The 22,483-nt window shown below is 67.3% G+C and carries 18 protein-coding genes; 2 read left to right on the top strand and 16 right to left on the bottom strand.

Going from position 1 to position 22,483, the window contains the following annotated elements:
* The first annotated feature begins 31 nt into the window (after positions 1–31).
* On the top strand, positions 32–1,255 hold the full coding sequence (locus tag LXM88_RS34870) for an MFS transporter (RefSeq protein WP_262544024.1): 1,224 nt from the start codon (positions 32–34) through the stop codon (positions 1,253–1,255).
* 162 nt (positions 1,256–1,417) lie between these two features.
* Here LXM88_RS34870 and LXM88_RS34865 read toward each other — a convergent pair whose 3' ends face one another.
* From LXM88_RS34865 to LXM88_RS34820, 10 genes are all read right to left on the bottom strand, one after another.
* Positions 1,418–2,584, bottom strand: a complete 1,167-nt coding sequence (locus LXM88_RS34865; RefSeq protein ID WP_262544023.1) for a glycosyltransferase family 4 protein — start codon at positions 2,582–2,584, stop codon at positions 1,418–1,420.
* The gene (locus LXM88_RS34860) at positions 2,584–3,768 is read right to left on the bottom strand and encodes a glycosyltransferase family 4 protein (protein WP_262544022.1); all 1,185 of its coding nucleotides are present in this window, start codon (positions 3,766–3,768) and stop codon (positions 2,584–2,586) included. The genes LXM88_RS34865 and LXM88_RS34860 overlap by 1 nt, the downstream gene beginning before the upstream one ends.
* Positions 3,765–5,231 carry an O-antigen ligase family protein gene (locus LXM88_RS34855; protein WP_262544021.1) on the bottom strand — a complete coding sequence of 489 codons (1,467 nt, stop codon included), beginning with the start codon at positions 5,229–5,231 and terminating at the stop codon, positions 3,765–3,767. Before LXM88_RS34855 ends, LXM88_RS34860 begins: the two co-directional genes overlap by 4 nt.
* Positions 5,232–5,241: 10 nt before the next feature.
* Positions 5,242–6,390, bottom strand: a complete 1,149-nt coding sequence (locus LXM88_RS34850) for a glycosyltransferase family 4 protein (protein WP_262544020.1) — start codon at positions 6,388–6,390, stop codon at positions 5,242–5,244.
* Positions 6,391–6,433: 43 nt separating this feature from the next.
* Positions 6,434–7,393, bottom strand: coding sequence for a glycosyltransferase family 2 protein (locus tag LXM88_RS34845; protein ID WP_262544019.1), 960 nt, complete (start codon positions 7,391–7,393; stop codon positions 6,434–6,436).
* Positions 7,394–7,459: 66 nt separating this feature from the next.
* Positions 7,460–9,685: a polysaccharide biosynthesis tyrosine autokinase gene (locus tag LXM88_RS34840; protein WP_262544018.1), complete on the bottom strand. Its 2,226-nt coding sequence runs from the start codon at positions 9,683–9,685 to the stop codon at positions 7,460–7,462.
* Positions 9,686–9,735: 50 nt separating this feature from the next.
* On the bottom strand, positions 9,736–10,914 hold the full coding sequence (locus LXM88_RS34835; RefSeq protein WP_262547075.1) for a polysaccharide biosynthesis/export family protein: 1,179 nt from the start codon (positions 10,912–10,914) through the stop codon (positions 9,736–9,738).
* Positions 10,908–11,351: a low molecular weight protein-tyrosine-phosphatase gene (locus LXM88_RS34830; protein WP_262544017.1), complete on the bottom strand. Its 444-nt coding sequence runs from the start codon at positions 11,349–11,351 to the stop codon at positions 10,908–10,910. Before LXM88_RS34830 ends, LXM88_RS34835 begins: the two co-directional genes overlap by 7 nt.
* 29 nt (positions 11,352–11,380) lie before the next feature.
* Positions 11,381–12,793, bottom strand: coding sequence for a UDP-glucose dehydrogenase family protein (locus LXM88_RS34825; RefSeq protein ID WP_262544016.1), 1,413 nt, complete (start codon positions 12,791–12,793; stop codon positions 11,381–11,383).
* A gap of 127 nt (positions 12,794–12,920) precedes the next feature.
* Positions 12,921–14,294 carry an undecaprenyl-phosphate glucose phosphotransferase gene (locus LXM88_RS34820; protein ID WP_262544015.1) on the bottom strand — a complete coding sequence of 458 codons (1,374 nt, stop codon included), beginning with the start codon at positions 14,292–14,294 and terminating at the stop codon, positions 12,921–12,923.
* 428 nt (positions 14,295–14,722) lie between these two features.
* Here LXM88_RS34820 and LXM88_RS34815 point away from each other — a divergent pair, with 428 nt between their 5' ends.
* On the top strand, positions 14,723–16,249 hold the full coding sequence (locus tag LXM88_RS34815; protein WP_262544014.1) for a mannose-1-phosphate guanylyltransferase/mannose-6-phosphate isomerase: 1,527 nt from the start codon (positions 14,723–14,725) through the stop codon (positions 16,247–16,249).
* A 123-nt stretch (positions 16,250–16,372) separates the two neighbouring features.
* Here LXM88_RS34815 and LXM88_RS34810 read toward each other — a convergent pair whose 3' ends face one another.
* The 6 genes from LXM88_RS34810 to LXM88_RS34785 form a co-directional block, all read right to left on the bottom strand.
* Complete coding sequence (locus LXM88_RS34810) at positions 16,373–17,314, bottom strand: transposase (protein ID WP_262544013.1); 942 nt, start codon at positions 17,312–17,314, stop codon at positions 16,373–16,375.
* A 723-nt stretch (positions 17,315–18,037) separates the two neighbouring features.
* Complete coding sequence (locus tag LXM88_RS34805; protein WP_262544012.1) at positions 18,038–18,619, bottom strand: DUF3501 family protein; 582 nt, start codon at positions 18,617–18,619, stop codon at positions 18,038–18,040.
* Between the two features lie 31 nt (positions 18,620–18,650).
* Entirely contained in the window at positions 18,651–19,988 is a 1,338-nt protein-coding gene (locus LXM88_RS34800) for a heterodisulfide reductase-related iron-sulfur binding cluster (RefSeq protein ID WP_262544011.1), read from the bottom strand.
* A gap of 123 nt (positions 19,989–20,111) precedes the next feature.
* A complete protein-coding gene (locus LXM88_RS34795) occupies positions 20,112–20,534 on the bottom strand; it encodes a rubrerythrin family protein (RefSeq protein WP_262544010.1) in 423 nt (140 codons plus the stop codon).
* A 230-nt stretch (positions 20,535–20,764) separates the two neighbouring features.
* Positions 20,765–22,033 carry an RNA polymerase sigma factor gene (locus LXM88_RS34790; protein WP_262544009.1) on the bottom strand — a complete coding sequence of 423 codons (1,269 nt, stop codon included), beginning with the start codon at positions 22,031–22,033 and terminating at the stop codon, positions 20,765–20,767.
* Positions 22,030–22,446 carry a VOC family protein gene (locus LXM88_RS34785; RefSeq protein WP_262544008.1) on the bottom strand — a complete coding sequence of 139 codons (417 nt, stop codon included), beginning with the start codon at positions 22,444–22,446 and terminating at the stop codon, positions 22,030–22,032. Before LXM88_RS34785 ends, LXM88_RS34790 begins: the two co-directional genes overlap by 4 nt.
* Positions 22,447–22,483: the final 37 nt, after the last annotated feature.

Raw genomic sequence — 22,483 nt, 5'->3', positions numbered from 1 at the left:
CAAATTGCAACTACATTGCGCGAGGAAACCCATGGCGTCTTCCTGTCATTCAAGTACCGTTCAGTCGAACGCAGCGCATCCGGCCGGCGACGGCCGCCTGTCCGCGGCTGGCGTCGCGTTACTGGCCGCCTGCTGCGCGGCAAGCGTCGCGAACGTCTACTACGCGCAGCCGCTGCTCGATTCGATCGCGCGGGATTTCGGCGTGTCGCAGGCGGCGGTCGGCGGCGTCATCACGGCCACTCAGCTCGGCTGTGCGCTCGCGCTGCTGTTCGTCGTGCCGCTCGGCGACCTGCTGAACCGCAAGCGGCTGATCGCCGTGCAGCTTCTGCTGCTGACGGCAGCCTGCATCGGCGTGGCGGCGGCATCGACGCGCATCGCGCTGCTGGCGGGGATGGTCGCGGTCGGGCTGCTCGGCACCGCGATGACGCAAGGTCTGATCGCGTGCTCGGCCGCGTTGGCGGGCGCCGGCGAACGCGGGCGCGTGGTGGGCGCCGCGCAGGGGGGCGTCGTGATCGGGCTGCTGGCCGCGCGCTCGCTGGCCGGCGTCGTCACCGATATCGCCGGCTGGCGCGCGGTCTATCTCGTGTCGGGTGCGCTCGCGATCGTGATGCTCGCCGTGCTGTCGCGGCTGTTGCCCGACACGGACGGGCCGCGCGAACGCATCGGTTACGTCGCGCTGCTGCGATCGATGGTGTCGCTGCTGCGCGACGAGCGCGTGCTGCGCGTGCGCGGCGCCATCGCGTTGCTGATGTTCGCGGCGTTCAGCATCTTCTGGAGCGCGCTCGTGCTGCCGCTGAGCGCCCCGCCGCATTCGATGTCGCATACGCAGATCGGCGCGCTCGGCCTCGTCGGCGCACTGGGCGCGGCGGCGGCCACGCGCGCGGGCCGGCTCGCCGATCGCGGGCGTGGCGAAGCGACGACCGGCGCCGCGCTCGCACTGCTCGCGTGCGCGTGGCTGCCGCTCGCGTTCGGCAATACGTCGATTGCGCTGCTGATCGTCGGCATCGTGCTGCTCGACGTCGGCGGACAGGCCGTCCACGTCGTCAACCAGAGCATGATTCTCGGCACGCGGGCCGACGCGCATGCGCGCCTCGTCGGCTGCTACATGCTGTTCTACTCGGCCGGCAGCGGGCTCGGTGCGATCGCGTCGACGATGATGTATGCGCGCGCCGGATGGACCGGCGTCTGCGCGCTCGGCGCGGTCGTGAGCGTGGCCGCGCTCGGCGTGTGGGCCGCGACGCACAGGCGTGCGTGACGCGTGCCGGCGATGTCGATCGAGTGGGGAAAGCCGGCGCGCCCGCAGCGGGCGACCGGCAGCGGGCGGCCGGCAGCGGGCGGCCGGCACACGAACCGGCCGCGCACGCGTGCCGGTTCGATCTTCGGTTCGGCACGCGCGTTGCGCACCGCGGACGGACGCTCAGCCCGCCGCCCGGATCGCCTCTTCGTACACGCCGGCGACGCGCCGCGCGATCACCGCGTTGTCGAAATGATCGCGCGCATAACGCTTGCACGCAGCCTCGTCGGGCAGCGTGATCGCGCCCGACAGCGCGGCGCCGAGCCCTTCCGCGATCGCGCCCGCGCCGGTCGACGGCAGCACGAGATCGCTGGACAGCCCGGCGACCGCCTCCGGCAGCCCGCCGACCGGCGTGACCAGCACGGGCGTGCCGGACGCGAGCGATTCGACGGTGATCAGCCCGAAGCCTTCGAGCGCGACCGTCGGCACGACGCTGACCGTCGCCGCGCGGTACAGCGCCGCGAGATGGTGGTCGGGCACGAAGCCGAGCAGCTTCACGTTGTCCTGCAGCCCTGCCGCGTCGATGCGCTGCTGCAGTTCCTCGCCGATCTTGCCCTTGCCGGCGATCAGCAGCAGCACGTCCGGGTGACGGTGCTTGACGAGGCCGATCGCGTCGATCAGGTCCTCCAGCCCCATGCGCCGCACGAGCCGGCGCACGGCCAGCACGATCGGCCGGTCCTGCGGCAGTTGCAGCTTGTGCCGCGCCTCGGCGGGCGTGAGCGGCGTGTCGAACTGCGCGGTATCGACGCAGCCGGGAATCACGCGCACGCGCGACGGTTCGATTCCGTAGCGGTTCGTCAGGATCTGGCCGAACGCCTGCGACAGCACGATCAGGCGCGACGAGCGCGTATAGACGGCCTGTTCGAGATAGCGCTTCGCGCGCTGCCCGAGCGACGCGGCGCCCTCGACCTGGCTTTCGTCGGCCCACGGCCCCTGGAAGTGCGACACCTGCGGAATCCCGCGCGTCACGTCGAGGCCCGGGAACGTATACAGCGCGAAGTGCGACGAAATCACGTCCGGCCGATCGCTGCGGATCTCGTCGCGCAATGCGCGCCGCGCCGCGAGCATCCGGCGCGCGAGCGTCTGCGACGCGGGTCCGAAGCCCTGGATCGCGCCGCCCGTGTCGTCGGCGACCTTCGGCGAGCCGGCGACGAGCCCGCGCACCTCGACGCCCGCACCCGGCAGCGCACCGACGAGCGAGTAATACATCCGGTCGAGGCCGCCCGCACGTTCGGGGAACCAGTGCATGCCGATCTGCAACGATTTGATCGGCCGGGAGGATTGGGACATCACGATTGCTCCTGCGTGACTGCATGCTCGACCCGCTCGAAGGCGGACGGCTGCGTGGGTTGGCCGATGCGCCGGTAGAGCGCGACGTACTGGGCACCCATGTGCGCCCAGCCGAAACGGGTCATCAGTTCGCGGGCCGCGTCGCCCATCGCGCGGCAGGTGTCGCGCGACGCCGCGAGCGAGCCGATCGCCTGCGCGAGCGCCGCCGGATCGTCCGGATCCTCCAGCACGATCCCGCATTCGCGCGTGATGATTTCCGCGCCGCCCGCGGTGCGCGCGGTGACGACCGGCAGGCCGGCCGCCATCGCCTCCAGCAGCGACAGGCTCATCGCTTCGTAGCGCGACGGGAACACATACGCGTCGACCGAACTCATCAGCGTCGGCATGTTTTTCACGAGGCCGAGGAAATGCACGCGCGAATCGATGCCGAGCGCGCGCGCCTCTTCCGGATACGGGCTGCCCGGCAGATAGCCGGCCACCGCCAGATGGACGTTCGCCGGCAGCTTCGTCAGCGCCTTCAGCACGGTGCCGAGGTTCTTGCGCGGCGTGCGCAGGTCGCCGACGAACAGCAGCAGGAACGCGTCGTCCGGCAGCTTGAACGCCGCGCGGTCGGCCTGCGCGCCCGCGAACGCGCTGCCGTCGACGCCGTTGTAGATCACGCTGATCTTGCGGCTGTCGATGCCGAGCGCGGCGATCTCGTCGGCCACCTTCTGCGACACGGCGGTGATCGCTCGCGAACGCCGGTATGCCCAGCGCTCGAGCGCGGTGTTCACGCGCGTATAGACGTACTGGTAAGCCGACCACATCCCCTTCGTGAGCCCGAACGGATAGTACGGGCTCCTGAACCAGCCGCCGTGCACGAAGTGCGCGGTATTCACGTCGGCCTTGATCCACGAGATGAAGCCGTTCACGTGCAGCACGTCGTACTCGCTGCGATGCGCGCGCAGCCACCATGCGCTCTTCAGCGCGAACACCTGCTGCTTGACGAGATTCGACGGCCAGAAGCGCCCGACCTTCACGGGCACCCAGCGCACGCGCGGGTCGGCCAGCAGTTCGGGCGCGACGTGCGACGCGACCAGCGTGACTTCGTAGTGCTCGGCCAGCGCCGCGCGCGCGATTTCGTAATTGACGCGGCCCTGCCCGTCGTTATGTCGCACGACATGCGTGACGATCGCGATTCTCAAAGGTCGCCTCCCCGTGAACGCGCGGCGACCAGCAGGCGCTGAGCCTTCTGCCAGTGCGCCGCGGAAAGTATCGAAAAAATGGCTGTAAACATCAGCAGGCCGCCCGTGCCGATCAGCGAGTTCGTGAACACGAGCATCGCGAACGTCGACAGGCACAGGCTCAGGCACGCGCCGACGAACTTGTCCTTGCGCAGCTTGAACGCCGCGCGCAGCGTGCGGCCGAACAGCATCACGACACCGGCGAGATACAGCAGCGTGCCGGGCCAGCCGAGCACGAACGGCACGTTCATCACGCCGCTGTCGAAGCTGCCGTACTTGCCGAGCTCGCCGCTGTCGCTCGACAGTTTCGTCGATGCGCCCGTCGCGCCCATCCCTTCGCCTGCGACGTCGGTAAACGCCGTCTGCGCGAAGGTTGCATAGAACTTGTTGCGGTCGTCGTAGCTGCGGTCGTCCTTCAGGTTCGTGATCGACTGCAGACGCGCGCCGAGGCGATCGGCCACCGGCCCGACGGTCAGGAGCGGCACGCATAGCCCGACCAGCACGACGCCGCTGATGAGGATCCGCATCCGCACGCGGTTGTTCGACTGCGCGAGCTGGATCGCAAGTGCGATCACCCAGCCGCCCCACGTCGAACGCACGAGACACAGCGCGAACGACACGAAACCGGCCGCCCCCGCGAACCAGCGGATCTTCTGCGGCGCCGCGAGCACGAACACCAGCGCGCCCATCATCGCGAATGCGAACGGTCCCGACGAGTTCATCGTGCTGAATACCCGCACGCCGTACGGCACCGGCTCGCCCTGCGAACCCATGTCCGAGCCGATCATCCACAGCACGTCCCACTGCGGCATCACGAAGTACTGCACGACGCCGTACAGGCCCATCACCAGCATGCCCCACATGAACGTGGACAGCAGCACGTCGCGGTACTCGGGATAGTCGCGCGCGTTGACCATGATGTGAAAGCCGATCAGCACCGGGTACACCCAGTTCGCGAGGTCGTAGGTCGCGGCCATCACGCCGCTCGACACGATCCCGACGAGGTACGCGTACGTGAGCCCGAACAGCATCAGCAGCACCGGTATCCCGCGCCGCTGCGCGAGCACGCGGTAATGCCGGATCAGCCCGAAGCCGGCGATCATCGTCACCGCGAGCGGCGCGACCTGGATCAGGCTGGTCGGCGTAAAGGCACCCTTCGACCAGTCGGCGAGACGCCGCACTTCCGGACTCAGGAACCACACCCACCACATGAAGCCGACATAGCGCGCCGGGCTCTTGAAATACAGCCAGATGCCGACCGCGATGGCCAGCACCGGAAACGCGAGCGTCAACACCTTGCCCTGGTGAATGGCGATCAGCGCGGCGGTAAACGACCACAGCCCGGCCTGCCCGATCCAGTGCTTCGGTTCGGCAAACCAGCTGCGGTTGCGCGACGGTGCGCGTTCGGCGGCAATCGTACTCATCGATCCGCTCTCACCGCGACGACGGACGCGAATCCGCCAGCGGCATCGCCAGGCCCGCGGCCGCCGGCGTGCGGCGCCGGCGCAGCATGTCGCGCGTGATCCGCACGTGCTGCTCGGCAAACGCCTGCGTGGTCAGGTCGCGCTCGCGCAGGCACGCGGCGGCGGCCCGCGCACAGCCGAGCGCCGCGACCGGATCGGCGACGAAGCGGTCGGCGGCCTGGCGCATCGCCTGCGCGTCGAACGCCGGCACATAGGCGGCCGTATCGTGCGGGAAGTAGTCGCTGAGCCCGCCGACGTCGGACACGATCATCGGCTTGCCGACGGCTGCCGCTTCGAGCATCACGGTGATGCCCGACGCGTGGAAGTTCGGCCGCAGCGGCACGACGATCACGTCGGCCCATGCGTACAGCTCGTGCTGCTTCGCGAGCCCCGACGCCGAGCCGATCTTCACGTTCGGCGCATGCCACTCGCGCGGCACGCGGCGCCGCGTCGCGAGCCGCACGTCGTAGCGCTCGTCGCCGCCGAACGCGGCGAGGAACGTGCGCCAGTCGCGGTCGCGGTCGTTGCCGATCGCCGCGATCCGCAGCGGCCGGTTCGGCTTCCACTGCTGCGGCTCGGTGAGCGGGAAATCCTGCGTGTTCAGCCCGTAGTAGACGAACTCGGCATCGCGCCCGAGGTAGCGGCGGCACAAATCGGCGTTATCGCGGGCGAGCGTGGTCAACGCATCGGCGCGCTTGAGCAGCTTGCGGTACAGCCAGCGGCGCGGGCCGCCGAAGCTGCTCCACTTGTCGAACAGCCACACGCTCTGCGCGAGCAGCAGCGGGCGCTTGCCCTGCGCGCCGGCGAGCTTCAGGATCAGCGAAGCGGCAAGATGCTCCTGCTCCGTATGCGTCCAGATCACGTCGGTGTTCAGCAGCGCGGCGCGGTTGCGCCATGCATGCACGACGTCGAAGCCGAGCGCCGCCTTCAGCGCGCGACGCGCGAGGCTGGCGACACGGTTCTCGCCGCCGTCCTGCGAATACGTCAGCCGGAATTCGTCGGATTCGGCATGGTGATAGCCGTACAGGCAGCCGATGTTCTCGCCTTTCCGGTAGGTACGCGGATCGGCGCCGTAAAACAGGTGGACGTGAACGTTCGTTGCAGCTTTCGTTGCAGTCATGCGAGCCCTCCGGGGGTGGCCGCGCGCGATGCGCGCAGCCCGTTCAAGACGTCACCGGCGGCATCGCCGCACGGTGGGAGGCCAGGTTCGCGCGGCGTGCATCGCGTGCGCCGCGGCGCACCGCGCGCCAGTGCTCGCGGATCCGGTCGCGCTGCGCCGTGTGCAGCGACAGCAGCACGTGCGCGAAACCCGGATAGACGCGCGTACCGACCAGCGTCCACCACCACCACGCGATCTCGCGCCGCAGCGGCGGCAGATGCTCGCGCAGGATCAGATGCAGGTTGTACGCGCCGTTGCTGATCGCATTCAGCGACGCGGCATCGCGCCGGTCGTCGTCGAAGCGCTCGGCCGGGAAATGATCGACCGCGATCGCCGGGTCGTAGACGAGCTTCCAGCCGGCACGCTGCACGTGCATGCTGAAGCCCATGTCGTTGTGCACCTGCGCACCGGCGCCGCGCAGCCGCGTGTCGAAACGCAGCCGTTCGATCGCGGTGCGGCGGTAGCTCATGTTCGCGCCTTTCAGCATGTCGACTTCGCGCGCGCCGCCGACGCCGAGGTGATGATTGCCGACGATCTTGCCGGACAGCGTGAGCTGGCCGACGAGTTCGCGCGATTCGTCGAGCACGCGGCCTTTCTCGTGCACCCAGTCGCGCCCGCCGACCGCGCCCACGCGCGGATCGGCCTGGAATACCGACTCGACGCGCGCCAGCCAGTCGGGATGCGGCGCCGCATCGTCGTCGGTAATCGCGACGATGTCGCCGTTCGCCGAGTCAAGCCCCTTGTTCAGCGCGGCGACCTGCCCCGGCACGTCGACCGGCACGATGCGCAGCGGCAGCGCGCCGCCGACCGCCGGATCGGCGAGCCGTTCGTGCGTGGCGTCGTCCTCCGGGCGCGCGACGACGATCACCTCGTCGGGCAGCCGTTGCTGGCGCTGCAGCGCCAGCAGGCAGCGCGCGAGGTCGGCCGGGCGCCGGTAGGTCGGAACGAGCACGGAAATTTTCATCGATGGTTCTCCATCCAGTCGGCCGGGCTGGCGCGCTGCGCGCCGGCCCGGTTTCGCACACTGCACTCAGGCGCTCAGGTATTCGTGCACGGCCGCATAACCGCGGCCGTAGCCACGCGCCTTCGGCGGCACGCCGTTGAAGATCCCGCCTTCCAGATCGACGCCCGCGGTGCGCAGGCGCTTGATCGCGTCGGCGATCTCGCCTTCGGTGTGCATGCCCGAGCGCAGCACGAGGAACGTCGAGCCGGCCATGCGGCCGATGATGGTCGCGTCGGTCACCGCCAGCACCGGCGGCGAATCGATCAGCACGACGTCGTAGCGCTTGCTGAGCCCTTCGAGGTATTGCGGCAGGCGCGTCGACATCAGCAGTTCCGACGGGTTCGGCGGACGCGTGCCGGCCGCGATGAACGACAGGCCCTGCACCGGCGTTTCGCGCACGGCATCCTCGAGCGGCGACTGGTCGCTCAGCAGCTCGGACAGGCCCGGCTGTGCGGTGAGGCCGAAGTAGCGGTCGAGCAGGCCGCGACGCATGTCGGCGTCGATCAGCAGCACGCGCTTGCCCGAATGCGCGAGCAGCACTGCGAGGTTGACCGCCAGGAAACTCTTGCCGATGCCGGGCGTCGGGCCGGTCAGCACGATCACGCGGTTCTTCGCATCCATCATCGCGAACTGCATCGCGGTGCGCAGGCTGCGCAGGCTCTCGACGCTGAGATCCTTCGGACGCAGGCTCGCGAGGATCGGCCGCGCGCGGCTGCCGCTCTTCTCGGCCGCGGCGTCGAGCTTCACCTGCTCGGCGCTTTGCGGCACCAGCCCGTACAGCGGCACGTTGAAGGTGCGCTCGACGCGATCGGGATCCTCGATGCCCTGGAACATGTTGCGGCGCAGGAACACGATGCCCGTGCCGAGGATCAGCCCCAGGAACACGGCGGCCGACAGGATCAGCACCTTCTTCGGCTTGACCGGATCGCCCGGACGCAGCGCCGAATCGACGAGGTGGATGTTGCCGCCCGTGCCGGCCTTCTGCACCGACAGTTCCTGCACGCGGTTCAGCAGCAGCACGTAGATGTCCTCGGCGACCTTCGCGTCGCGCTGGAGCTGGACGGCCTTCACTTCGGTCGCCGGAAGGCTGCGGAAGCGGTTGCTGAACTTGTCCTTCTCGCCCTGCAGCTCCGCGAGCTGCTGCTTCGCGGCGATCACCATCGGGTGCGAATCGGTGAAGCGCTGCGCGAGCGACGCGAGCTGCAGGCGCTGCGCGGCGATCTGCTGCTCGTACTGCACGCTGCCCTCGAGGTAGACCTTCGCCTCGTCGCTCGCGTTGATCGAGCCCGACGTGCGCTGGTACTGCGTCAGCGCGGCTTCCGCGCGTTCGAGGTCGGACTTCAGGCGCGGTTCCTCGCCCTTCAGGAAGTCGAGCATCTTGGTCGCTTCGGCCTGCTTCGCGATCACGTGCAGGTTCAGGTACGACTGCGCGAGCGCGTTCGCGATCGCGGCGGTCTGGTCCGGGTCCTTGCCTTCGAGCGAGATCTGCACGACGCCCGTCTGCTTGCCCTGCTCGCTCACCTGGATCCCGGTCTGGAAGCCGGAGATCGCGTCGAGATCGTTGTAGCGGGTCACCGTGAACTGCGTGCCGGGGCGCGCGACGAGCTTCTTCACGAGCAGCGTCACGCCGCCGCCCTGCGCCGATTCGCCGACCTGGCCCGCCAGCAGCCGGGTGCCGTTCTCGTCGACGACCGAATAGGTGTCGTTCGGACCGGCCGTCAGCGTCAGCTTCTTGCCTTCGAGCGCGGGCACGACGCTGATCGAATCGACGTCGGCGATTTCACCGCCCCACGCATACGATTTCAGGCCGAGCCACGGCCGTGCCGGCGTGCCCGGCGTCGCGACGCGCGCGGCGAGGCTGCCGATCACGGGCAGCGTCTTCGGCACGACCGAGAAGTTCAGCTTGAACTGCTCGACGACCGGCGCGACGACGCCGCGGCTCTTGATCATCTCGATTTCCGCATCGGTCTGCGCCTGCTGCGGACCGGTGTTGATCGTCGCGCCGGTCTGCGTCTGCGTGAGCGCCTGCGACGTGTTGTCGTTGCTCTCGACCCGCACGTGCACATCGGCCTGATAAACCGGCTTCGCGATGTAGCAATAGAGGCCGGCGAGCGCGATGACCGTCACCGCGATGCCAAGCAGCAGCCAGATGTCATCCATGATGACCTGGAGCAACTGGCCGAGGACGACGTCCTCTTCCTCGGTTTTCACGGACAGATCCGTGTAGGAGTGTTTCGCTTGCGTGTTCACCATTCGTTCCCGCTTGAGTGGTGCCGGGGCGGAGGCGCCGCCCCGGCGGGCTATCAGCGCGTGATTTGCTTCATGAAGAAAATCGTCTGGATCGTCGGCAGCACCTGCTGCAGCACCCGGTTGAACTGCACCGAGCTCGCCGTGCTGACGTAGACCACATCGAGCGGCTGAAGCGGGAAGCGGCTCGACAGCATCAGTGCATCGGGCTGCGTCATGTCGAGACGGAACACTTCAGGCTTCGTCGGGTTGTCGCGCATCCCGCGCATCACGTAGATCTTGCGCGGGTTCGCATCGGTGTCGAGGATGCCGCCGCCGGCCGTCAATGCGTCGGCGATGGTCAGCTTGCCCTTGAGCATCGGCACCGTGACCGGCGTCTTGACCTCGCCCATGATGAACACGCGGCTGTCGCTGCGGTCCGGCACGTTGACGATGTCGCCCTGCTGCAGCATCACGTTCTGCCGCACTTCGCCGCGATCGAGCACGCCGTTCGCGTCGAGCGTGTAGAGCTTGCCGTCGCGCGTCAGGCGCACGCGCTGCAGGTCGGCGTCGGTGGTCGAGCCGCCCGAGCGCGAGATCGCGTCGACCAGCGTCAGCGGCACGTCGCTCATCGCGAGCGGACCCGGCGTCTTCACTTCGCCCGTCACCTGCACCTTCTGGCTGCGGAACGACAGCACGCGCACGTCGAGCTGCGGGTTCTTCACATAGCGCGCGAGACGCGTGGCCAGCTCGTCGCGGGTCTGCGCGATCGTCTTGCCGGCCACGTGGATGCGGCCGACGAACGGGAAGAAGATCGTGCCGTCGGCGGCCACCGTCTGGCCGTAAGGATCGGCCTGGCCCGGCAGCGACGACGAATAGGGCTGCTGCAGCGCGCCCGCGATCGTCTGCGTCGTGTTGCCGCCGCTCGAGAACGACTGGCCCTGCGGCGTCGTCAGCTCGGGGTGGTCCCACACGGTGACGCCGAGGATGTCCTGCGGGCCGACGCGGTACACGTACTGCGACGGATCGGTATAGCGTGCAGGCGGCAGCGGATGGTCGACCTGCTGCTTCTGCAACTGGTCCATCACCACTTTGGCGTCGATGTAATGAACCGGATAGGTCTCGGCCGCTTGCTGGCGGCCTTCGTCCTTCAGGTTCGACGAGTCGAGGTAGTTGCCGGGCGCGGTTGCACAGGCTGACAGGAAAGTCGTCAGCGCGACGGCAAGCGCCACCGGGCGCATCGGGCGTTTCAGCATAATTTCTGTAGCCATCCTTGAACCAGACGTTCGATCAGTGAGTAGCTTTCGCGGTAATCGGCCTCGCGGCCGCCGTGCGGGTCGGCAATCTCGGCCCCTTCCCACTTGCCGAGCAGGTGAACCTTGCCGCGCGCGAACGGATCGACCGATTCGACGGCCGCGATCTGTCCGCGCTCGCTGACGAGAATCAGGTCGGCGTCGCGCACGAACCGGCGCGACAGCCGCCGCGAGCGGTGGGTCGTCGCATCGACGCCGCGCTCGGCGAGCAACCGCCGCATCACCGGATCGATGCCGTCGCCGTCGTTCGCATGAACGCCGGCCGAGTGAAACGTCGGACGCGGGCCGCCGCGCGACGCGGCGTGCGACTTGAACAGCATTTCCGCCGCCGGGCTGCGGCAGACGTTCGCGTGGCAGACGATCAGGATGTTCCGGAACATGGCGTCTCGTAACGAGTGACGTGAACGGGTTACGCGCTCTCGCGCGCGGTGCCCGGCACGCGGGCCGCGACGGCCTGGCGCGAGCCCGGCCGGCCGATCGGGTGGTATTCGATGCCCTGCTCGCTCATCGTCTCCGGCTCGTACAGGTTGCGGCCGTCGAAGATCACCGGCGTCTTCCACAGGCGGCCGAGCGCGATGAAGTCGGGGCTCTTGAACGCCTTCCATTCGGTGACGATCACGAGCGCATCGGCATCGCGTGCGGCCTGCGCTTCATCGTCGACGAAGCTCAGGCGCTCGAGCCAGCTCGGGTGATCGGCGAGATCGAGCGCGATCACGCGGCGCGCTTCCTGCTGCGCGACCGGGTCGTATGCGGCGATGCGCGCGCCGCGCGACAGCAGTTCGGCGATCAGCTCGCGGCTCGGCGCTTCGCGCATGTCGTCGGTGTTCGGCTTGAATGCGAGGCCCCAGATCGCGAACGTGCGGCCCGTCAGGTCCTCGCCGAAGCGCGCGACGATCTTGTCGGCAAGCACGCGCTTTTGCGTCGCGTTGACCGACGACACGGCCTTCAGGATCTGCAGCGATTGCCCGTGCTCGTCGGCCGTGCGGATCAGCGCCTCGACGTCCTTCGGGAAGCACGAGCCGCCGTAGCCGCAGCCGGCGTACAGGAAGTGATAGCCGATGCGCGGATCGGAGCCGATCCCGCGGCGCACGGCCTCGATGTCCGCGCCGAAGCGGTCGGCGAGGTTCGCCAGCTCGTTCATGAACGAGATGCGCGTCGCGAGCATCGCGTTCGCCGCGTATTTCGTGAACTCGGCCGAGCGCACGTCCATGTACAGCGTGCGTTCGTGGTTGCGGTTGAACGGCGCGTACAGCTTCTTCATCAGCTCGCGGGCGCGCTCGCCCGGCACGTCGTCGTCGCAGCCGATCACGATGCGGTCCGGCCGCGTGAAATCGTCGACCGCCGCGCCTTCCTTCAGGAATTCCGGATTCGACACGACCGAGAACATCTGGTCGCCGCCGCGCTTCGCGAGTTCCTCGGCGACCGCCGCGCGCACGCGCTCGGCCGTGCCGACCGGCACCGTCGACTTGTCGACGATCACCTTGAAGCCCGTCATGTAGCGGCCGATGTTGCGCGCCGCCGCGAGCACGTATTGCAGGTCGGCCGAGCCGTCCTCGTCGGGCGGCGTGCCGACCGCGATGAACTGCACGTCGCCGTGCGCGACCGCGGCCTCGACGTCGGTCGAGAAACGCAGGCGGCCGGCCGCGCGGTTGCGCGCGATGACTTCCTTGAGGCCCGGCTCGTGGATCGGCACGCCGCCGTTGTTCAGGATGTCGATCTTTGCCTGGTCGACGTCGAGACAGAACACGTCGTGCCCGATGTCGGCGAGACAGGCGCCGGTGACAAGACCTACGTAACCGCTGCCGATGATAGTCAGATTCATGATGTGTCGACCTCTTGACCAATGATTCGAAATTCGTGGAACCGGAATGCCTGCACGGGAGTGCGTCTCGGGAACACGCCGGGCCGCCCCGGGTTTCCCGCCCCGCAGGAAGTCCCCTCGGGGGCGCCTAATACGCGTTGCTGCCGGTGAAGCCTTTCCAGAGCGTCAGCGCGACGATCTTGATGTCGAGCCAGAACGACCAGTTCTGCATGTAGTACAGATCGAGCTTCACGCGTCCCATCATCTTCTCGATCTGGTCGGTCTCGCCGCGAAAGCCGTTGATCTGCGCCCACCCGGTGATGCCAGGCTTGATCCGGTAGCGGAACATGTAGCCCTTGACCAGATCCTTGTAGATGTCGTCGTGCGCGAGCGCATGCGGACGCGGGCCGACCACCGACATCTCGCCCTTCAGCACGTTGATGAACTGCGGCAGCTCGTCGAGGCTCGTGCGGCGCAGGAACCGGCCGACCGGCGTCACCCGCGTGTCGTTCTTGGTCGCCTGCGTCACCGTGCCCGCCACTTCCTGGTGCACCTTCATCGAGCGGAACTTGTAGATCTCGAACTCGTGCCCGTCGATGCCCTTGCGTTTCTGGCGGAAGAACACCGGCCCGCGCGACGTCAGCTTGATCAGGCCCGCGATCAGCAGCATCACCGGCGCGAGCGCCGTGAGCGCCGCCATTGCGAACAGCCGGTCGAACACGAACTTCGGCAGGATCCGCACGTCGGTGATCGGCGACGCCGCGAGGTTGATCGCCGGCACGCCGAGCACCTCGACCACTTCCTGGTTGAAGAACGACAGCGTGCGCACGTCCGGAATGAAACGAATGTTCACGAAGTCGTGGCGGAACACCGTCACGATCTGGTGAATCCTCGGTTCCTCCGAGATCGGCAGCGTGAGCCACAGCTCGCGGATCGCGCGGCTGCGCACCAGCCACACCAGCGATTCGAACTGCCGCTCGATGCGCACGTCGTCGAGCGCGACATCGCCAGCCGCTTCGCTTTCGTCATACACGCACACCGGGTTGAAGCCCGCTTCCGGCCGCGCCCGCATCTGCGCGATCAGCCGCCGCGCCGCCGGCGTACCGCCGACAATCGCGACCGCCTTCAGGTTGTAGCCGCCGCGGCGCAGCTGCCGCAGCACGACGTGCACGCACGCCTTCGAGCCGGCCAGCAGCGTCATCGTCACGAGCGCCCAGTAACCGAGCCACAGTCGCGACAGGTCGCCCGACTGGTGAAAACTGAAGCTCATCAGGATGCCCGCGAGCTCGACCACGAGCCACGCGAATGCGACACGCCCCATCAGCGCGACGAGACGCTTGCCGCGCCACGACTGATAGATGCCGATGGCCGGAAAGAACACCACGACCAGCAGGCAGTCGAACAGCACCGTCGTGCGCTGCAGGTCGTTGAGCCAGATGCTGCCGTCGTGCAGCGCGGCGGCGATCAGCGCCCCCGCCACGACCATCGCGATATCGATGACTCTCGCCAGCACGCTCAACATGTCTGCTTCCTCTTTGAACAGGCGTTTGCCGAACAGCTCCTTGTGCAGCCCTTGCCGCACATTCGATTCAAACGTTGCATGACGCTATTGAAGCGACAAGAAAATCCTTCCTCAAGCGCACAAGTATTTCGAAAAATAATCGGAAATTCTTGCTGCGAACTTTTTGATTTAATTCGGCACGTTTTCCCGAATCGATCGGGAATCGGGAAGTTTTCGGAAACTTTACGATCGCCGCAGGCCCTTTGTGGACACGGGATGGCCAACAATTCACGGAATTATTTTTTATTTTTTTATTTGCATCCGATGCTATCGCGGAAAATTTTTCCAGATGAATGCCTGGCGAATATTCGCCAATGGATCCGGTTTTATTGTCGATTTACTTCATGCTACAACGACAGGCACTGACTTCAACCGTGGAGAGTGTCATCATGAATGCTCCGGCCGTGGCCGCCGAAACGCGCCAATCTTCGTCCGCCAGCCCCGCCGCAGGCACCCGCCTCGCCGTGCAGCCGGTGATTCTTGCCGGCGGTTCCGGCACCCGCCTGTGGCCGATGTCGCGCGAACGTTTTCCGAAACAGCTCATCGGCCTGCTCGGCGATCATTCGCTGCTGCAGTCGACCGCGCTGCGCCTCGACGGCCTGACGGCCGACCACCCGCTGAACGACGACGTGCTGATCGTGTGCGGCGAGGATCACCGCTTCACGACCGCCGAACAACTGCGCCTGACCGCCAAGCCCGCGACGATCATGCTCGAGCCGCTCGGCCGCGACACCGCGCCCGCGCTGACGCTCGCCGCGCTGCGGCTCGTCGCCGACGGCAACGATGCGGTAATGACCGTGATGCCGGCCGACCATGCGGTCGCCGACCTGCCGCGCTTCCACGCGGCCGTTGCGGCCGGCGTGCACTGCGCGGCGCAAGGCAGGATCGCGACGATGGGCATCGTGCCCACGCACGCGGAAACCGGCTACGGCTACATCCGCGTCGGCGCGCCGCTCGGCGACGCCGCGACGGGCAATCTCGACGTGCGCCGCCTCGACCGTTTCGTCGAGAAGCCGCACCTCGAGCTCGCGCAGCAGTACGTCGCGTCCGGCGAGTACTGGTGGAACAGCGGGATCTTCATCGTCCGCGCGTCGGTGTGGCTGAAGGCGATCCGCCAGCTCGAACCGGCGATCTACGCAGCCTGCGAACAGGCCGTCGCACAGGGCAAGGCCGATGGCGACTTCTTCCGCGTCGATCGCGAGGCATTCGCCGCGTCGCCGGCGAACTCGATCGACTACGCGGTGATGGAGCCGCTCGCGAGCCTGCCGCAACTGTGCGAGAGCGTCGTCGTGCCGCTCGACGCGGGCTGGTCGGACGTCGGCTCGTGGGACGCGATCTGGCAGATCTCGCAGAAGGACGAGGCCAAGAACGTCGGCCGCGGCCACGTGCTGTTCGAAGATGCCGAATCGACCTTCGCGCATTCGGAAAGCCGGCTCGTCGCCTGCGTCGGCACGCAGAACCTCGTCGTCGTCGAAACGCCCGACGCCGTGCTCGTCGCGGACAAGTCGCGCGTGCAGGACGTGAAGAAGATCGTCGGCCGCATCAAGGCGCAACAAGGCGCGGAAGCCACCGATCACCGCAAGGTGCATCGTCCGTGGGGCCACTACGACTCGGTCGACATGGGCGAGCGCTTCCAGGTGAAACGCATCGTCGTGAAGCCGGGTGCGCGACTGTCGCTGCAGATGCACCATCACCGCGCCGAACACTGGATCGTCGTGCGCGGCACCGCGCGCATCACGCGCGGCGACGAGACGTTCCTGCTGTCCGAAAACGAATCGACGTATATCCCGCTCGGCGTATCGCACCGTCTGGAGAACCCGGGCAAGATGCCGCTCGAACTGATCGAAGTGCAGTCGGGCGCGTATCTCGGCGAGGACGACATCGTCCGCTTCGACGATACCTACGGCCGGCAGTGACGCGTCAAGCGCCGGGAGCGCCGCTACGACAGCGGCGCCCCCGGTGTGGCAAGCATGGAGAGACGAAGCTTCCGCACGGGCGTCGTGGCACACGACAGCCCGCGCGATGCACTCGAACGGCGCTCAACCTACGCGGTACGCGTATTCGCGGCGATCCGACTGCACGGGATCGTTGCGGCTTTCGGACAGCGCACCCGCGTGACGCTCGGCGATGAAGCGCTTGATGTCCGACTCCGCGCGCGCCAGCGCGGACAATCCGGCCAGCACCTCGTTTTGCGGCGCGCGTGCCGGCTCGTCGCTCGCACCGTGGCGATCGATCCACTGGCGTGCCCAGTCGAGCGCGAACTGCTCGGCTTCCTCGGCATCGGTGAAACGCGGGCCGATCAGGCCCGAGCGCTCGACGCGCCGGTCGTCCTGCGAGATCTCGGCCCACGCGCGATACATCAGGTTCTGCACCGGCTGCGCGATGCCGCAGATCGTGTAGCCGCGATACTCGTCGACTTGCGGTTCGGCCGCGGCGAAGCTCGCCGACGACGCGCGCGCATGACGCAGTTCCGCCGCAGGCGTGCCGGGCACCACGAACGACGTACGTGCCGGATCGGCCGCTTCGTCATCCGGCCTCGCGCTCAGCGACGCACCTTCGCCCTCCCAAACGTTTGCCTGCGCAACCGGCAATTGCCACGACTCGGGGTTTTGCCAGAACACGCCGCGCAAGCGATCGTTGTCGGGCACGGGCTCCGCGCGACGCGCAGGCACGACCGGCACCGGCGGCGGCGGAATATACGCGAACGTGCGCCCGCTGAACTGGGTCAGCACGTCGATCATCTGCAGCAACGTGCCGCTCGCGAGCCACTCCTCGTAGCGACGACGGCACGTCGGCCCGGACGGATAACGACCGGGCAGCTTGGACCAGGCTTCACCGGTCGTCAGGATCCAGAGCACCGCGTTGGCAACGACGCGCGGTTCGGCTCGTGGACGCCCACGGCGATTCAGCCGGATGGGTTCATCGGCGATCAGCGTTGAAAGACGAAACCACTCTTCATCGTTAAGCTCATCGAAGAACATAGTAGATCTCTCCACGCAGCCAGGCCGGGCTGCGATTGGCGGCGCCGTCGCGACTTATCGTGTCGCGGGGCGGCCAGGTTGCACATTATGTTTATCCGGTGTTGTGCATGCCGGCCGACACCGCACTTTCACGGTGCCGGAATTCCCGGCAATGACGCACAAATCACGGTCTCACTCCAATGTGGGAATTTTTGTGCACGAAGCATACCACCCTCAGGGTTTATCTCAATATGACAATGACTTAATGTTACGCACTGAAACAACCTGCCACGGATGCGTAATCTATTTACGCATGAATTTTTTTGCGAGATCTTTATGCCCGGCGCTGCAAAGGCCCGCCTGGCGGGGCTCTACAAGGTATGAAGAATGGCTGCCAGCGGGCCTTTCCGGGCTGTTCCGGCCCCTGCCGGAAACAATCCCCGGAATTGCCTCCTAAAATCGGTAAATCAGGGAAAATTCCGTAACAAGATATTCACGAATCGGTAAATCATTCAAATTCCGTTCAACTGAATTATCTCCGTGCACAATCTTTTTATTGTTTCTCCGCGAGTGATGAAAGCACTGTGACGCGGGATGCACATTGTTTCCCCGCACGCAAGCGCGGGGTGCCTGTTACATCTTCGCGGCGACAGGCGAGCGCCCGCGCCGCGCTACGCGCGGAAAGCCTGTTTCGGGTCGGAACGGAAAAACGAAATACGCCGCGCAGGACGCGCGGCGGTCGTATCAGCGCAAGTCGCCGGCCAGCGACGCGGCCACGTCCGGATCGACGCGCTGCGGCGGCATCGCGTAGGCCGGGTGATCGCAGCCGATCGACAACGCCGCCCCGCCCTTGAGCGCCGCGCGCATCGGCGCGTCGAACTCGAAGCGCACGAAATGCACGGCCGACGTCTTCTTGTCGTTGTCGCGCTCGAGATCCTCGTCGGCGATCGCATAGACGCGCGCCTGCCCGTCGACCTGCAGGTACACGCGATCCTCGACGCCGATCAACCGCGCGAGCGCCGCGCGCCGCTCGATCTCGTGCTCGTATTCGATCTGCATCGTCGCCTTCAGGTTGGTGCCGTCGGGCACGAGCGGCAGGTACGCTTCCAGTTCGCCTTCGATGCCCGCCTCGTCGAAGATCTTCTCGATGTGCAGCATCTCCTGGATCTGATAGCGGATCGTCGCCTCGTCCTCGAACAAAAAACGCAGGTGGTTGCCGAGCGCGACCGCGCGGCGGCGCTTGTACGCGACGAGCCGCGCGTGTTCGGTCTTGCGGATCTTCGCGTACGCTTCGAGCGTCAGCAGGGAGTCGCGGGTCAGCGTCATGAGTGGTCCTCGTGGGTCGGCCGGCAGCGGCTCAGATGCCGTATGCGCGGCGCAGCAGCGTGAGCGGATGCGCGAGCGGTGCGGAAGGCAGCCCCTTCTCGTCGATGCCCTGCACGATGTGATGGCCGGCCAGCGCGCAGTCCGACGACACGAAATCCGGCTGCGGCTCGGCCATCGCCTTGAACACGGGCGTGCCGATCCGCATCGCGTCCGCATGGAATTCCTTCTTCACGCCGAACGTGCCCGCATGGCCCGAGCAGCGCTCGACGACATGCACGCGCGTATCGGGCACCAGCGACAGCGCGTCGGCCGTCTTGCGGCCGATGTTCTGCACGCGCGCATGGCACGGCACGTGATACGACACGGTGCCGAGGCCGGTCTTGAAATCGGTCTTCAGCAGCCCGTCGCGATGCCGCGCGATCACGTATTCGAACGGATCCCAGAATGCGTCGGCCACCGAGCGCACGGCTTCGTCGCCGGGGAACATCAGCGGCAGCTCGCTCTTGTACATCAGCACGCAGCTCGGAATCGCGCCGATCAGCGCATAACCTTCGCGCGCATAGCGTTCGAGCACGGGCAGGTTCACGTCCTTCTTCGCGGCGACACCGGCAAGGTTGCCCTGCTCCAGCAGCGGCATCCCGCAGCACGCTTCGCGCGTGACGAGCTCGTACGGGATGTCGTTGTGCGCAAGGATCGCGAGCAGATCGTGGCCGATGCCGGGCTCGTTGAAATTCACATAGCACGTCGCGTAGATCGCGACCTTGCCGGGCGTGCGTTCGCCGTCGCGCGCGGGCGGGTTGTCCGAGCACTTCGCGGCGCGCCGGAACGTGCGCGGCGCGAACTCCGGCAGCCACGCGTTGCGATCGACGCCGAGCGTCGCTTCGAGCGCGTGGCGCGCGGGCGGCGTGCGGTTCACCGCGTTCACCGCCTGCGTGACGATCGGGATGCCCGCGAAATGGCCGAGCGCATCGGTGTTCGACAGCACCTTGTCGCGCAGCGTCGCTTCGCCGCGCTGGTAGCGCGCCGCCTTGCCGCGCAGCATCAGGTGCGGGAAGTCGACGTTCCATGCGTGCGGCGGCACGTACGGGCATTTCGTCATGTAGCAGAGGTCGCACAGATAACACTGGTCGACGACCTTGCCGAAGGCTGCCTTCGGTACTTCGTCGATGTCGCCCATCGGCGTGTCGTCGACCAGATCGAACAGCGTCGGAAACGCGCCGCACAGCGACACGCAGCGCCGGCATCCGGCGCAGATGTCGAACACCCGCGTCATTTCCGCATCGATCGCGGCCTGGTCGTAGAACGCATCGGACTGCCAGTCGAGCGGATGCCGGGTCGGGGCTTCGAGACTGCCTTCCTTGTGGGGCATGGGGCGCTCCAGCGTGGCGCGCATGCGCGCGAGCGCGCTGCCCGCGCGCGGCGGGGCAGCGATTAACGAACGGCCGGCCGCTGGCGGGTCGCACGGTGGTACCGTGCGGCCTGCGGCGGCCCGTCAGTCGACGAGACTGTCCAGCGCCTTCGTATAGCGGTTCGCGTGGCTGCGTTCGGCCTTCGCGAGCGTCTCGAACCAGTTCGCGATTTCGTCGAAGCCTTCGTCGCGCGCCGTCTTCGCCATGCCCGGATACATGTCGGTGTATTCGTGTGTTTCGCCGGCGATCGCCGATTCGAGATTCAGCCGCGACGAACCGAACGGCAAGCCCGTTGCCGGATCGCCGACAGCTTCCAGGTATTCGAGGTGGCCGTGCGCATGGCCTGTTTCACCTTCGGCAGTCGAGCGGAACAGCGCGGCGATGTCGTTCTGGCCTTCGACATCCGCCTTCGAAGCGAAATACAGATAGCGCCGGTTCGCCTGCGATTCGCCGGCGAATGCGGCCTTCAGGTTCTCTTCGGTCTTGCTGCCCTTGAGGTGAGCCATTTGCGCCTCCGTTCGAGTCGGCACGGCCGCGTGCGAAGCCGGGCCGATCAGATATGTGGGGAACGATGCGTTTGCCTGGGGCGCACGCATCGTGCCTTTTAATCTAGGCGGTCGCGTTCGCATCCCCCAATAGGCTTTTTCAATCCGGGCGATAGTTCCGGGCGCGCATCGGGGATCGTCGGGAGGGTGTGTAAGCGTGGCGTAGACCGCGCTTGTGCACGCTTCATGCGTCACGCATCGATCGCGCGCTTGAGCAGCAATTCGCGTTCGCGCTCGTTGCGCGTCAGTTCCGCCGCGCGACGAAACTCGAGCTTCGCCTCGTCGGCACGGCCGAGCTTCGCCAGCAGGTCGCCCCGCACGCTCGGCAGCCAGTGATAGCGCGCGAGCGCGGGATCGTCGCGCAGCGCGTCGACGAGTTCGAGCGCCGCGGCCGGCCCGAACGCCATCCCCACGGCCACTGCGCGGTTCAGTTCGACGACGGGCGACGGGGCGACTTCGGCAAGCGCATCGTACAGCGCGACGATCTGCGCCCAGTCCGTTTCCGACGCGTGGCGCGCACGCGCATGGCAGGCGGCCAGCGCAGCCTGCAGCGCATACGGCCCGCGCACGCCGCCGAGTTTCGTCGCCCGTTCGAGCGCCGCGAGGCCGCGCCGGATCAGCAACTGATCCCAGCGGCTGCGATCCTGGTCGAGCAGCAGCACGGGCCGGCCCTGCGCATCGGTGCGCGCATGCATGCGCGACGCCTGCAGTTCCATCAGCGCGACGAGCCCGAGCACCTCGCTCTCGTCCGGCGCAAGCCCGGCCAGCACGCGGCCGAGCCGCAGTGCCTCGTCGCACAGCGCCGGACGCGTCCAGTCGTCGCCCGCGGTCGCCGCATGGCCTTCGTTGAACACCAGGTAGATCACCTCGAGCACCGACGCGAGCCGCGCAGGCCGCGCATCGGCGGCCGGCACCTCGAACGGCACGCGCGCCGCCGCGAGCGTGCGCTTCGCGCGTACGATCCGCTGCGCGATCGTCGGCTCGGGCGTCAGGAACGCACGTGCGATCTCGCCCGTCGTCAGCCCGCCGAGCAGCCGCAGCGTCAGCGCGACGCGCGCGTCGGTCGACAGCACCGGGTGGCACGACGTGAAGATCAGCCGCAGCAGGTCGTCGCCGATGTCGTCGTCACTCGCATCGGCGAGCGCATCGGCGATGTCGGGGACGACATGGGCTTCGAGCGCGTCCATCTCGTGGCCGAGCTGGTCGCGCTTCGCCGCATGAAGCGACTCCTGCCGGACGCGGTCGAGCGCGCGACGCTTCACGGCCGTCATCAGCCATGCAGCCGGGTTGTCGGGCACGCCGTCGACGGGCCAGTGCTCGAGCGCCGCGACGAGCGTGTCCTGCGCCAGTTCCTCGGCCACGCCGACGTCGCGCACCACGCGCGCGGCGCGCGCGATGATCTTCGGCGCCTCGATCCGCCAGACCGCCTCGATCGCACGGTGGGTCGCCTCGTGCGTCACGCCGACGGCCCCTGCGCGGTCGCGTCCTGCTCCATGTACATCAGCTCCCACGCGTGGCCGTCCGGATCGGTGAACCCGTGACCGTACATGCCCGGATACTCCAGCGGCGGACGCGGCGTGGTACCGCCGGCCGCACGCGCTTTCGCGACGGTATCGTCGACTTCGGCCCGGCTTTCGCACGACAGGCACGACAACGCCTGCACGTGCGTCGCCGGATCGACGATCGTCTTGTCGGTGAAGGTCTGGAAAAACGGCCGCACGAGCAGCATCGCGAAGATCGTGTCGCTGATGCGGATGCAGGCGGCCTGATCGTTCGTGTAGGCCGGCACGACCTCGAAGCCGAGCGCCTGGTAGAAAGCCTTCGAGCGCGGCAGGTCGGCCACGGGCAGGTTGATGAAAACCATCTTGTGCATGACGGGTGCTCCGGGTGAGGTTGGATTCGGGTCGGGA

The organism is Burkholderia sp. S-53 (assembly GCF_025560745.1).
Classification (GTDB): domain Bacteria; phylum Pseudomonadota; class Gammaproteobacteria; order Burkholderiales; family Burkholderiaceae; genus Burkholderia; species Burkholderia pyrrocinia.
Note: the sequence above shows the minus strand (reverse complement) of the source record. Positions and strands in the feature narration are given on the sequence as shown.